Raw genomic sequence first — 12,192 nt, forward strand, 5'->3', positions numbered from 1 at the left:
GGATGTTCACGATCGCCGTGGCTGGGACTTCCGGGGGATGCGCCGCCGCTGCCGGGATGCGACGATCGACCGGTTCCCTTCGCTGCCGGTCCGCACTGACGTGAGATCCAAGCTCGCCCTCGCCCTGTCGCTCGCCCTGTCTTCCCTGCCGATGACCCTCGCCGCCACCCCTGCCGCCGCGCCGCCGCCCGCCGCCTCCGCCGGCTCGGTCGAGAGCGCCGCCGATGCGCGCTTCAGGGCCATCTACGAGAAGGAGTGGGCCTGGCGGCAGGCCGAGACCGGCGCCGCCGACGAGGACAGCGACAGCACCGGCGACAACCCGCGCCTGCCCGACGTCGGCCCGGCCGCGCAGGCCGCGCGCCTGCGGGTCTGGGAGGACGTGCTGCATCAGCTCGACGCCCTCGACGTGCAGCAACTGTCGCCGGACAACCGCATCAACCTGGCCATCTACCGCCCGCAGGTGGAGAACCTGGCCGCCGAGGTACGGCTGCGCCTGTACGAGATGCCGTTCAATTCCGACACCTCGTTCTGGTCCAACCTGGGCTTCATGGCGCAGCGGCAGATGCGCACCCCGGCCGAGTTCGAGGCCTACATCGCCCGCCTCGACGACGTGCCGCGCTATTTCGGGCAGCAGACCGCCAACATGCGCGCCGGGCTGGCGCGCGGCTTCTCGGTGCCGCGCGCGGTGCTGGACGGGCGCGACGTCTCCATCGCCACCGTGGCCGAGATCGGGGATCCGCTCGAGTCGCCGTTCTACGCCCCGTTCAAGCAGATGCCGGCGCAGATCCCGGCCGCCGAGCAGCAGCGGCTGCGCGCGCGGGCGCAGGCGGCGATCGGCCAGTCGGTGATCCCGGCCTTCGCCAAGCTGCTGGTGTTCTTCCGCAGCGAGTACATGCCGCAGGCGCGCACCACCCTGGCCGCGGAGGCGCTGCCCGACGGCAAGGCGTTCTACCAGCAGCAGATCCGCGAATACACCACGCTGGAGCTGTCGCCCGAGCAGATCCACCGCATCGGCCTGGAGGAAGTGGCGCGCATCCAGGCGCAGATGAACGCGATCATCGACCGGGTCGGCTTCAGCGGCCGCAGTCCGCAGACGCGCTTCGCCGATTTCCTGCAGTTCCTGCGCACCGATCCGCAGTTCTACGCCAAGACCCCGCAGGAACTGCTCGACCGCGCCGCGTGGATCGCCAAGCGCGCCGACGGCGAGGTCGGCAAGTTCATCGGCACACTGCCGCGCGGGCGCTTCACCATCAAGCCGGTGCCGGCCGACATCGCCCCGTTCTGGACCGCCGGCCGCGGCGGCGCCAGCGTGTACTGGGTCAACACCTACGACCTGCCTTCGCGCCCGCTGTACAACCTGCCGGCGCTGACCCTGCACGAGTCCTCGCCCGGGCATTCGCTGCAGCTGCAGTTGGCCAACGAGCAGGGCGAGCAGCCGCAGTTCCGCCGCGACGGCTACATCTCCGCCTACGGCGAGGGCTGGGCGCTGTACACCGAGAAGCTCGGCCAGGAGATGGGCATCTACGAGACGCCCTACGACGAGTTCGGCTACCTCACCTACGCGATGTGGCGCGCCTGCCGGCTGGTGATCGACACCGGCGTGCACCACTACGGCTGGAGCCGCGAGCAGGCGCTGGCCTACCTGCGCGAGCGCACCGCGCTGAGCGAGCACGAGGTCACCACCGAGGTCGACCGCTACATCTCCTGGCCCGGCCAGGCGCTGAGCTACAAGCTCGGCGAGATCGCCATCGTCAAGCTGCGCGCCGAGGCCGAGCGGGAACTGGGCGAGCGCTTCGACATCAGGGCCTTCCACGATGCCGTGCTCAGGCAGGGCTCGGTGCCGCTGCCGGTGCTCGAGTCGCAGGTGCGCGCATTCATCGCCGACAGCAAGCGCGCCGCGTCCGGTGCCGCGCTGCGGCACGACGGTATGGTTGATCCTGCCATCGCTGGGTTGCCGGAGACATCGGAGCGATAAGTCGCCGGGGCTCCCGGGCAGGACGGATGCCGATGAGCGGATACCATGGCCGTGGCAAGACCTCCGGTGTGGCGGTGCTGCAGCTGTTCCTGCGTTGGCTCCGGCATGTTCCCAGGATGTCGCCGGCGGGCAGCCGCACACGACTTGATGCCGGCTGCCTGCAATTTCTGAAGTCGGATAGTGCGTCTGGGGAGAGAACCATGAAGGTGCGCCATCTCGTCGCTGTTGGGCTGATGTCGGCAATCTGCGGCAGCGGCGTTGCCAAGGACGTCGACATCTACATCGAGTTTCTGTGGGCGAAGCCGCCAGCCGGCGCGATTGCGCGACAGGAGACCCGGCAGTTCGTCAGTGAAGGCAGCCACGATCACCAGGTCTGCATCGCTGCCAATGCCGAGCCAACCGACGTGGGGGGGCTGCAGCTTGAATTCCTCGATGCGAAGGGCTCGCGCGTTTCGCTGGAGCGGCATCCGGATTACCGTGGTGCCAAGCACTGCTACCCCGCAAACCTCGGCAAGCATGGTGTACCGGGGGAGTGGACGGTGCGCGCCGTGCTCGGGGATGGTCGTGAACAATCGGCGCGGATCCGGGTGGATCCGCGTATCGAGGACTCCCCGCAGTATCGGATGCGCAACGTGCCTTACGTGGCTGGGCGTCCAAACTACGATGCCTCGATCCCGCCGGAAGAGTGGGTCGGTCGGTTGGTCTGGGCGATGGATGTCGATCCGCAGGGCAAGGTCACCCACGTGGAGGTGGAAGTGGCCGAGGGGGTGGGCGAGCGCCTGCGCGATCGGGCGATCGCTGCCGGCTACCTGACCCTGTTCCCGCCGGATCCCGGCCGCGCCGCCGCACCGCTGCGTTGGCGCCGGACCTTGTCGTTCGCCTCCGAGTGAATGGCCCCATGGCCACGGTTGGGACGCAGGATTTGCACTGGCGGCCGCCTCCGGGCATAATCGCCGGCTCGCTGTGTCCGGGTTGCGCCGGGCGGCGGCGCCGGGAACACGTCCTCCGGCCCGCCTAGGTCAGCGTGACCCATTGATTCCCATGACGTGTGGCGGGCAACCGCCGGGGCCGCCGTCCCCCAGGCCATGGGGAGACACCAACTACTTCCGAGGTGCGCAATGTCCCGCGTATGCCAAGTTTCCGGCAAGCGTGTGCAGACGGGCAACAACGTCTCCCACGCCAACAACAAGACCCGCCGTCGCTTCCTGCCCAACCTGCACGAGCGCCGCTTCTGGGTCGCCAGCGAGAACCGCTGGGTCAAGCTGAAGGTTTCCGCGCATGCACTGCGCACCATCGACAAGAACGGCATCGATTCCGTTCTGGCTGAGCTGCGTGCGCGCGGCGAAAAGGTCTGAGGAGTAAACGATCATGGCAGGCAAGCGCGACAAGATCCGTCTGATTTCCTCGGCCAACACCGGCCATTTCTACACGACGGACAAGAACAAGAAGAACACCCCCGGGAAGATGGAGATCAAGAAGTACGATCCCGTCGTCCGCAAGCACGTGATCTACAAGGAAGGCAAGATCAAGTGACGTAGCGGCGCGTTCGCGAAGCGAACGCCTTTGCCGCCACGTCATTCCCGCGAAAGCGGGAAGCGCTGTTCAGCAGCCGAATGGCTGGTCATCCAGCGTCTTCAAGCAGAGCCCGCCGCAAGGCGGGCTTTGTGTTTCTGGTCCTTTCGCGAGCACAGAGAAGCGCCTGTTTCCATGGCCCGGGGTACCCTGCACGAAGTCTTGCCGGTGAAGGCAGGGGGGCGGCAGCTACTGGCAACCGCGGGCTTGGATCGTCGCGCCGACCTCCGTGTGCTCGTCGTCCTCCAGAAGGCCTGTCTCCAGATCAAATCAGGAATAGGCAGCAGCAGTTCCCTTCTCCCGCTTGCGGGGGAAGGTGGCGCGCAGCGCCGGATGGGGGCGCTTTTCCTTTTCCTTTCCCATGCTCCGGGCAACCCCCATCCGCCCTTCGGGCACCTTCCCCCGCAAGCGGGAGAAGGGGGGCGCCGGGCGGCAGCGAGACCGTCACCGCGCTGCCGGCGATGCGCGCGCCGGCGCAGATCGGCCGCAGCCATGCGTGCAGCAGGCCCTTTCTCCCCTGGGCCTCGTGGACGGTGGACACGCCGGCGTGGGCGAGCCCGTCTATCGTCTGTGGATGGGCGCGCTCGATTCCGGTTATGGCCGTGGGCATGGGGACTCCCGCTGTCTCGTGGGGGGAAAGATGCTGCCGGGATCAATCGCCGCCGCCACCGCCATCGCGCTTGAGGCCGAGCATGCTGCCGAAGTTCAGCTGCACGTTCAGGCCGAAGGCGAACAGGTTCCTGGGCAGCACCGGCGTGTCGGGCAGGCCCGAGTTGTCGGGATGGACGATGTACTGCACGTTCGGCATGACGATGACGCCGCGGCGCGGATGCCAGCCGTAGTTGAGCTCGAACGCGAACTGGTGCGGATCGTTGCTGCCGTGGCCGCCGGCGCGGATGCGCGCGTCGCGCAGGTAGGCGGCCTCCTTGTCGGTGAGGTCGAAGAACGAGGCCGAGAAGCCGATGGTGTCCTGCGGGCGCGACGCGGTCGGGCCGGTCAGCACGAAGCCGCCGTAGATCTGCTGGCGCATGATCTCCTCGACCTCCAGCTGCTGCGAGATGCCGGCGAACAGGTTGAGGTTGCGGCTGGACTCCGGGTCCGGGCGCCACACCACCCGGTCGCCCATGACGTAGACGCCCTTGCGGTTGTTGTCCACCTGGCGGGCGCTGCCGCCGTACAGGCCGCGCGATCGTCCCTGGGTGTTGTAGAACGGGTCCGGGCGCGGCGCGGTGCTGACGTAGCCGCCCACCTTGAGCTCGAAGGTATTGGGATAGGACGCCGCGTCGGTGCGCACCCAGCCCCACTCCACCGGCACGGTCACGCCGGTGGCGTCGGCGATGGAGAAGTCCAGGCCGTTGCTGGCCGAGGTGGTCGGGTTGACCTCGTAGATGCCGGTCTCCACGTAGGTGTGCGCGCTGGTCCTGTAGCGCAGGTTCATCGCCCAGGTGGCCGAGGGCAGCAGGCTGTAGCCGGCCTCGGAATTGATCAGCCGCGGCACGCCGCAGTGGGTGCCGGACTGGAACTGGCAGTTGGTGGCCAGCTTGGCGTAGTAGCTGGTGGTGCCGAGGCGGCCGATCAACACGTCCAGGCGGTCGTCCAGCAGCTTCTGCTGGTAGGCGAACAGGCCCAGGTGCCAGGCCGGGTACTCGTTCTTGTAGATGTACTGCTGCTTGGCGAAGGTGCCGGTGACGTCGTGGTTGAGGCCGTGGCCGTAGTCGCGGTACACGGTGAAGTGGAAGCTGCCACCGCTGGCGCCGAACAGCCTGTCCAGGTCGAAGTCGGCGCCGATGTTGAACTGGCCGACGTTGGAGTCGTCCTGGTCCACGCCGCCGCGGGTGTTGCGGGCGTACTGGTTGATCAGGTTGGCGCGCAGGAACACGCCTTTCTCGGCCAGTGCCTGCAGTTCGCCGGCGACGCCGCTGGCTTGTTCGGCGGCGGCAGTGGCGGGCGTGGCGTCTTGCGGCGCGTCGGTCGCGGGCGGTGCGGCGGTCGCGCTGCCGGCCGTCAGCGCCAGCGGCGCGAGAATGCGGAATGCGGGTTTCATCGGTGTTTCCCTCCCAGAAAACAGGCGTGATGGACGCTGCGCGCCGGTGGCGCGGCGATGTGGCGGCGCAACGACGTCGGCGATCAGGCGTCGCGATAGCCGGTATCGAGCTCGTGCTGCAGGCGGCCGCGGTCGATGGCGTTCTCCCACTTGCCCACGACCAGGGTGGCGACGCAGTTGCCGGCGATGTTGGTGAACACGAAGGCCGAGGCGAGGATGCGGTGCACGCCGAGGATCAGCGCGATGCTGCTCACCGGGATCGACTTGGTCGCCGCCAGCGTCATCGCCAGCACCGCGATCGCCGAGCCGGCCACGCCGGCGCCGCCCTTGGAGGTGACCAGCAGCACCAGCAGCAGCGACAGCTGCTGCTGCCAGCCCATGGGGATGCCCACCGCCTGCGCCAGGAACACGCTGACCGCGGCGAAGTACAGGCAGGTGCCGTCGTGGTTGAAGCTGTAGGCCGTCGGCAGCACCAGGCCCACCACCGACTCCTCCACGCCCAGCTTCCTGAGCTTGCCGGTCAGCTGCGGGAACACGCTCTCGGACGAGTTGGTGCCGATCACCAGGATCAGTTCGTCGCGGATGTAGCGCATCAGCTTGAGCAGGCTGAAGCCGGCGTACCAGCAGATCGGCGCCAGCACGATGAGGAAGAAGATCACGCAGGTCAGGTAGAACTCGCCGACCAGCGCGGCCAGCGGGACCAGCGAGTGCAGGCCGAACTTGGCCACGGTGAAGGCGATCGCGCCGAAGGCGGCGATCGGTGCCAGCTTCATCGCCACGCGGATGATCCAGAACAGCGACTGCGAGACCGTCTCCACCACGTTCAATACCGGCTGTGCGCGGTCGCCCAGCGAGGCCAGGCCGCAGGCGAACAGCACCGAGAACACCAGGATCTGCAGGATCTCGCCCTGCGCGAACGCCTCCACCGCCGACTTCGGCACCAGGTTGAGCATGAACTCGCCCAGGGTCATGTGCGCGGCCGGATGCACCGCCTCGCCGGCGCTGTGCAGCAGCGCCGGATCGATGTTCATGCCGACGCCGGGCTTGAGCAGGTTGATGGTGACCAGGCCGATGACCAGCGCCACTGTGGTGACCACCTCGAAATAGACGATGGCCTTGATGGCGATGCGGCCGACCTTGCTCAGGTCGCGCACGCTGGCGATGCCGTGGGTGACCGTGCAGAAGATGATCAGGCCCACCACCATCTGGATCAGGCGGATGAACACGTCGCCGAGCGGCTTGAGCTGCTGGCCGATGTCCGGGGCGAGCGCGCCCACGGCCACGCCCAGCACCATGCCGGCCAGTACTTGGAAGGTCAGGTCCTGGTAGAAGCGGCGTGGCCGCCGGGCTGCCGGGGCGGTGGCGCTGGTCGGGGTTGGATGGGCCATGCTGGTTTCCGGGTGAGAAAGGGGTGTGTGGCGAAGCGGTGCCCATCCCTGAGCGTGGTCCGGTGCTAGTCGGCGTCGCTGCCCAGCAGCGCGCGTGCGGGTGCGAATACCTCGTCGACGTCGAGCCTGCGCGGCAGCAGTCCCTGCTTCATGCAGGCGTCGATGGTGAAATCCAGCGGGCCGGCCAGCTGCCGGAAGCCGAACAGCGTCGGCTGCGGCACGTCCGGGTCGGCCGTGCCCGGCCGGGCACGGCGAGCGGCCTCGCGCAACAGCGCATAGGCGTCCCTGACCGCATCGGGGTGGTCGCGGCAGGCGTCGGCGCCGGCCACCACCATGTGGTTGATCGGCATGAAGCGGTGGATGCGCCACCAGGCCAGGTCACGTTCGCGCGCATCGTCGACGACCGGCACAAAGTCGTCGCCCTGCGGCAGGTCGTTGCCGAGGATGGCGGCATCGACGTCGCCGTCGCGCAGCATGCCCAGCGTGCCCTTGCCGCCGGGCACGCGCACGACGAACGGCGGGTCCCGGTACTGCTCGACGTGCGGCGGGTCATGGGTGATCCACTGTGACCGGGCGATGTCCAGTCCGAAGTCCTCGTGCAGGTGGGCGCGCACCCACATCCCGGTGGTCTGGGTGTAGGCGCGCACGCCGATGCGCTTGCCGGGCAGGTCGGCCGGCCGCAGCGACCCGCGCGGGCGGTACGCGATCAGGCAGCCGCGCTGGAAGCGCGAGGCCACCACCGCCGGCAGCAGCACCAGCGGGCGGCCGTAGGCGATGGCCTGCAGCGCGGTGACGATGGCCAGCTCGCACAGGTCGTAGGCCTGCTCGCGCACCATCGGCGCGAACGCCTTGTGCACCGGCGAGACGTCCTGGAAGTCGAGGTGCACCGCCGCGGAGGCGAGCTCGCCGGAACGCAGCGCGGCGGTGTGCGGATACGCCGACAGCACCGTGCGCAGCGAGGTCGGGTGGTGGCCGTTCATGCGCTTGCCTCGCGGGTGGCGAACGGATACAGCCGCGCTGCGGTGCCGCGGAAGATGGCGGCCTGGTCGTCGGTGGACAGCGCGCCCAGCGCGCTGCGCGCGGTGGCGGCCAGCTCGGCCAGGCTGCCGGCGGCGGCGGGGAAGTTCGATCCCCAGGCGATGCGGCCGGCGCCGAACGCGGCGACGATAGCGCGCAGGAAATCGGCGGGCGTGGAACCGCCCTCGGCCGCTGCGGCGAGGGTGCGGTTGGTCAGTTTCAGGTGCACGCCGGGATAGGCCGCCAGCGCGAACAGCGGCGCGGCGGCAGCGTAGGGCACGCCGTCGGACAGCTGCGGCCGCGCGCAGTGGTCGAGCAGCACGACCGCCCTGGGAAAGCGTTCGAGCAGGCTGCGCAGCGCCGGGATGCCGTCCATCGTCATCTGCAGGCACACCGGGATGCCGTGGGCCTCGGCATAGGCCCAGGCCGGATAGGAGTCGGCATGGCCCAGCCAGTCGGCCTGCCCCGGCATGGTGCTGCCGGTGGTGAACAGGCGGAAGCCGGACAGGCCCTGGTCCCGCCAGTAGGCGATCCGCTCGACCGCGTCGGCTGCCAGCGCGTCCACCGAGTACACGCCCACCAGGCGGTCGCGGTGCGCGCGCACGGTGTCGGCGACGTAGCGGTTGTCGTGCCCGTAGACGGTCGAGGCCTGCACCACGACGGCCTGGTCGATGCCGGCCGCGTCCATCGCCCGCAGCAGGCCGTCGGCATCGACCGGGCGTGCGCGCGACCATTCGGACTGGTGGCCGCCGATCGGGTCGAGCGGGTAGCGGTCGGGATCGGGGGAGATCACGTGGGTATGGGTGTCCAGTACGTTCAAGAGCACATTCTCGCTTGGGGGGAGTATTCGAATCGGCTATTGATTGCTGCAGTGCAGTATCGATGACGCCGTCCGTGGATGGAGAATATGGGAAAAACAAGGCACGAGATAAAATTAGAATTACAATCGCCACATTGGTTTTTGCTAATCCTCGATCATGAGACGGGTCTACTCGCTGAACCTGAGGCATCTCGGCGCGCTGCTGCAGGTCGCCGCGGCCGGCAACATCAGTGCGGCGGCCGAGGCGGTGAGCCTGTCGCAGCCGGCGCTGGTGCAGGCCATCGCCAAGCTCGAGCAGGTGCTGGAGACGGCGTTGTTCGTGCGCCATCCGCACGGCGTGACCGCCACCGAGGCCGGCGGCCATTTCCTGGTGCGCACGCGCCGCGCGCTGGGCTATCTCGAGCGCGGCGTACAGCAGATCCGCCGTGCATCGCGGCAGCCGATGCTGGCGCATGTCGAGCGGCGCGTGTCGATGAGCCAGCTGCGGGCGCTGGTGTCGGTGGTGGAGAGCAGCAGCTATGCCGGCGCGGCGGCCCAGCTGGGGTTGTCGCAGCCGTCGCTGCACCGGGCGATGCGCGAGCTGCAGCAGGTCGTGCAGGTGACGCTGCTCGAACGCGCCGGCCGATCGATCCGGCCCACCGCGCCGGCCGGCCGGCTGGTGCACTTCGTCCACCTGATGCTGGCCGAGCTGCGCGCCGGCATCGACGAGGTGTCCACGCGCGACCAGGGCCTGGGCGGCCAGCTGCGCGTGGGAGTGATGCCGGTGGCGCGGGCGCACTTCCTGCCGCGGGTGCTGGCCGGGTTCTGCAGGCGGCGGCCGGCGGCGTTCGTGGACATCATCGAAGGGCCGTATGCCGAGCTGCTCGCCCGCCTGCGCCAGGGCGACATGGACGTGCTGATCGCCTCCTGGCGCGAGAACATCGCCGCACGCGACGTCGTCCAGGAGGTCCTGTTCGACGACGAACTGGTGATCGTCGGGCGCGCCGGGCATCCGCTGCAGGGCAGGGACACGCTGTCGACCGCCGAGCTGGTGGCGCATCCGTGGGTGGTGCCCGCGCCCGGGGTGCCGATGCGGCTCAGCTGGGAGCGGATGTTCCAGGTGCGCGGCCACGCACCGCCGCCGCTGCGGGTGCAGTGCGGCTCGGTGATGATCATGCGCGGGCTGATGCTGGAGGACGACTGGCTGGCGCTGATGTCGCGCGACCAGTTCCGCCTGGAAAGCCAGGCCGGGCGCCTGGTCGAGCTCGGCTCGCCGGGCGCCGGCTTCGGCCGCCGCATCGCGATGACGCGCCGTGCCGACTGGCGCCCGACGCCGTTGCAGTCGGCGTTCGTCGAGGCCTTCCGCGCGGTCCGCAGCGAACGCGGCACGCCCTAGGCGCGGCGCCGCGTTCGCTGCTGCACCTGGGCCCTATGCCGGTATCACGCGGCCGGCCAGTACAGCCGCATCGGGTTGTCGACCAGCAGCTTGCGCTGCAGCTCGGCGGTCGGAGCGATGCGCGGGATGAAATCGACCAACGCGCCGTCGTCGGGCATGTGCTGCTTCATGTTCGGGTGCGGCCAGTCGGTGCCCCACAGCACGCGGTCGGGGAAGCGCTCGACCAGGTAGCGGGCGAACGGCACCACGTCGTCGTAGCCGGGCGGGCCCAGCCGCGACAGCCGCTCCGGGCAGCTGACCTTGCTGCAGACGTTCTCGTGCTCGGCCATCAGCCGCACGAAGCGCTGGAACTCCGGCCCCTCCACCGGCTTGGACACGTCCGGCCGGCCCATGTGGTCCACCACCACCGTGGTCGGCAGCGAGGTGAAGAAGTCCCAGCGCTCGGCCAGGTCGGCGGCCTCGAAGTACACCACCACCTGCCAGCCGAGCGCGGCGATGCGCTCGATGATGCGGTGGTAGTAGGCATCCGGCTTGGGATCCACCAGCCGCCGCACGAAGTTGAAGCGTACCCCGCGCACGCCGGCCGCATGCAGGTCCTGCAGCTCGGTGTCGCCGACGCTGTCGCGCACGGTGGCGATGCCGCGCGCACGGCCGCCGGCCGCGCGCAGCGCATCGACCAGGGCGCGGTTGTCGGCGCCGTGGCAGGTGGCCTGCACGATCACGTTGCGCTCGAAGCCGAGGAAGTCGCGCAGCGCGAACAGCTTTTCCTTGACGGCGTCGCACGGCGTGTACTTGCGCTCGGGCGCGTACGGGAACGCCGCGCCCGGGCCGAACACGTGGCAGTGCGCGTCCACCGCGCCCGGCGGCGGCACGAAGCGCGGCCTGCTCGGCGCCGGATCGAAGTCCAGCCAGTCGGCATCCTTCCGGAACGGTCCCGTCGTAGGCTGGCTCATCACAGTCCCCTCGCTTTCAGTTGCGCGTCCAGGCGCGGATACACGCGCCGCGCATTGCCCTCGAACACCTTGCGCTTGTCGGCCTCGGAAATGGACAGCGCGTCGATGTAGCGCTTGGTGTCGTCGAAGTAGTGCCCGGTCTGCGGGTCGATGCCGCGCACCGCGCCGACCATCTCCGAGCCGAACAGGATGTTGTCGATGCCGATCACCTCGAACAGCAGGTCGATGCCGGGCTGGTGGTAGACGCAGGTGTCGAAGAACACGTTCTTCATCACGTGCTCGGCCAGCGGCGGCTTGCCCAGCATGTCGGCCAGCCCGCGGAAGCGGCCCCAGTGGTAGGGCACCGCGCCGCCGCCGTGCGGGATGACGAAGCGCAGCTCGGGAAAGTCGCGGAACAGCTCGCCCTGCAGGAACTGCATGAACGCGGTGGTGTCGGCGTTTAGGTAGTGCGCGCCGGTGGCGTGGAAGTTGGCGTTGCAGCTGCCGGACACGTGCACCATCGCCGGCACGTCCAGCTCGACCATCTTCTCGAAGAACGGATACCAGGCACGGTCGGTCAGCGGCAGGCCGGTCCAGTGGCCGCCGGACGGATCGGGGTTGAGGTTGCAGCCGACGAAGCCGAGCTGGTCGACGCAGCGCTCCAGCTCGGCGATGGAATGGGCGATCGGCACGCCGGGCGACTGCGGCAGCTGGCACACGCCGATGAAGGTCTCGGGATACAGCTGCACGACGCGTGCGATCAGGTCGTTGCAGCGCCGGGTCCAGGCCTGGCTGACGGCCTCGTCGCCGATGTGGTGGGCCATGGTGCTGGCGCGTGGCGAGAAGATGGTCATGTCGGCGCCGCGCTCGCGCAGCAGGCGCAGCTGGTTGGTCTCGATGCTCTCGCGGATCTCGTCGTCGGAGATATGCGGATAGTCCGGCGCCGGCAGCGAGGGATTGTCGAAGTGCGCGACCTGCGCCTTGCGGAAGGCGTCGTGGGCGGCCGGCGCGGTGGTGTAGTGCCCGTGGCAGTCGATGATCATGGGAGGCCTCGGTGGGGGGAAGGAGG

11 protein-coding genes are annotated in these 12,192 nt (G+C 69.1%); 5 read left to right on the top strand and 6 right to left on the bottom strand.

Annotation, left to right across the window (positions count from 1 at the left end):
* Positions 1 to 151: 151 nt before the first annotated feature.
* The 4 genes from LRX76_RS14190 to rpmG all read left to right on the top strand — a co-directional run bounded on the left by LRX76_RS14190 (position 152) and on the right by rpmG (position 3,508).
* Positions 152 to 1,975 carry a DUF885 family protein gene (locus LRX76_RS14190; RefSeq protein ID WP_231806347.1) on the top strand — a complete coding sequence of 608 codons (1,824 nt, stop codon included), beginning with the start codon at positions 152 to 154 and terminating at the stop codon, positions 1,973 to 1,975.
* Positions 1,976 to 2,007: 32 nt separating this feature from the next.
* Positions 2,008 to 2,865, top strand: a complete 858-nt coding sequence (locus LRX76_RS14195; protein WP_231806279.1) for a hypothetical protein — start codon at positions 2,008 to 2,010, stop codon at positions 2,863 to 2,865.
* A 228-nt stretch (positions 2,866 to 3,093) separates the two neighbouring features.
* Positions 3,094 to 3,330: a 50S ribosomal protein L28 gene (gene rpmB / locus LRX76_RS14200; protein WP_097122192.1), complete on the top strand. Its 237-nt coding sequence runs from the start codon at positions 3,094 to 3,096 to the stop codon at positions 3,328 to 3,330.
* 13 nt (positions 3,331 to 3,343) lie between these two features.
* Positions 3,344 to 3,508: a 50S ribosomal protein L33 gene (gene rpmG, locus LRX76_RS14205; protein WP_047137659.1), complete on the top strand. Its 165-nt coding sequence runs from the start codon at positions 3,344 to 3,346 to the stop codon at positions 3,506 to 3,508.
* Positions 3,509 to 4,199: 691 nt separating this feature from the next.
* On the opposite strand, the gene LRX76_RS14210 is transcribed toward rpmG, so the two are convergent.
* The 4 genes from LRX76_RS14210 to LRX76_RS14225 all read right to left on the bottom strand — a co-directional run bounded on the left by LRX76_RS14210 (position 4,200) and on the right by LRX76_RS14225 (position 8,816).
* Complete coding sequence (locus LRX76_RS14210) at positions 4,200 to 5,591, bottom strand: carbohydrate porin (RefSeq protein ID WP_231806280.1); 1,392 nt, start codon at positions 5,589 to 5,591, stop codon at positions 4,200 to 4,202.
* An 83-nt stretch (positions 5,592 to 5,674) separates the two neighbouring features.
* Entirely contained in the window at positions 5,675 to 6,979 is a 1,305-nt protein-coding gene (gene dctA, locus LRX76_RS14215; protein ID WP_231806281.1) for a C4-dicarboxylate transporter DctA, read from the bottom strand.
* A gap of 65 nt (positions 6,980 to 7,044) precedes the next feature.
* The gene (locus LRX76_RS14220) at positions 7,045 to 7,959 is read right to left on the bottom strand and encodes a hypothetical protein (RefSeq protein ID WP_231806282.1); all 915 of its coding nucleotides are present in this window, start codon (positions 7,957 to 7,959) and stop codon (positions 7,045 to 7,047) included.
* Positions 7,956 to 8,816 carry an amidohydrolase family protein gene (locus tag LRX76_RS14225; RefSeq protein ID WP_231806283.1) on the bottom strand — a complete coding sequence of 287 codons (861 nt, stop codon included), beginning with the start codon at positions 8,814 to 8,816 and terminating at the stop codon, positions 7,956 to 7,958. Before LRX76_RS14225 ends, LRX76_RS14220 begins: the two co-directional genes overlap by 4 nt.
* A gap of 157 nt (positions 8,817 to 8,973) precedes the next feature.
* On the opposite strand from LRX76_RS14225, the gene LRX76_RS14230 reads away from it, so the two are divergent.
* Positions 8,974 to 10,191 (top strand): LysR substrate-binding domain-containing protein, encoded by a 1,218-nt coding sequence (locus LRX76_RS14230; protein ID WP_231806284.1) that lies wholly within the window; start codon positions 8,974 to 8,976, stop codon positions 10,189 to 10,191.
* Between the two features lie 44 nt (positions 10,192 to 10,235).
* Here LRX76_RS14230 and LRX76_RS14235 read toward each other — a convergent pair whose 3' ends face one another.
* On the bottom strand, positions 10,236 to 11,144 hold the full coding sequence (locus tag LRX76_RS14235) for an amidohydrolase family protein (protein WP_231806285.1): 909 nt from the start codon (positions 11,142 to 11,144) through the stop codon (positions 10,236 to 10,238).
* On the bottom strand, positions 11,144 to 12,166 hold the full coding sequence (locus tag LRX76_RS14240) for an amidohydrolase family protein (RefSeq protein ID WP_231806286.1): 1,023 nt from the start codon (positions 12,164 to 12,166) through the stop codon (positions 11,144 to 11,146). The genes LRX76_RS14235 and LRX76_RS14240 overlap by 1 nt, the downstream gene beginning before the upstream one ends.
* Positions 12,167 to 12,192 lie beyond the last annotated feature (26 nt).

The organism is Stenotrophomonas sp. MMGLT7, assembly GCF_021168555.1.
In the GTDB taxonomy this organism is placed as follows: domain Bacteria; phylum Pseudomonadota; class Gammaproteobacteria; order Xanthomonadales; family Xanthomonadaceae; genus MMGLT7.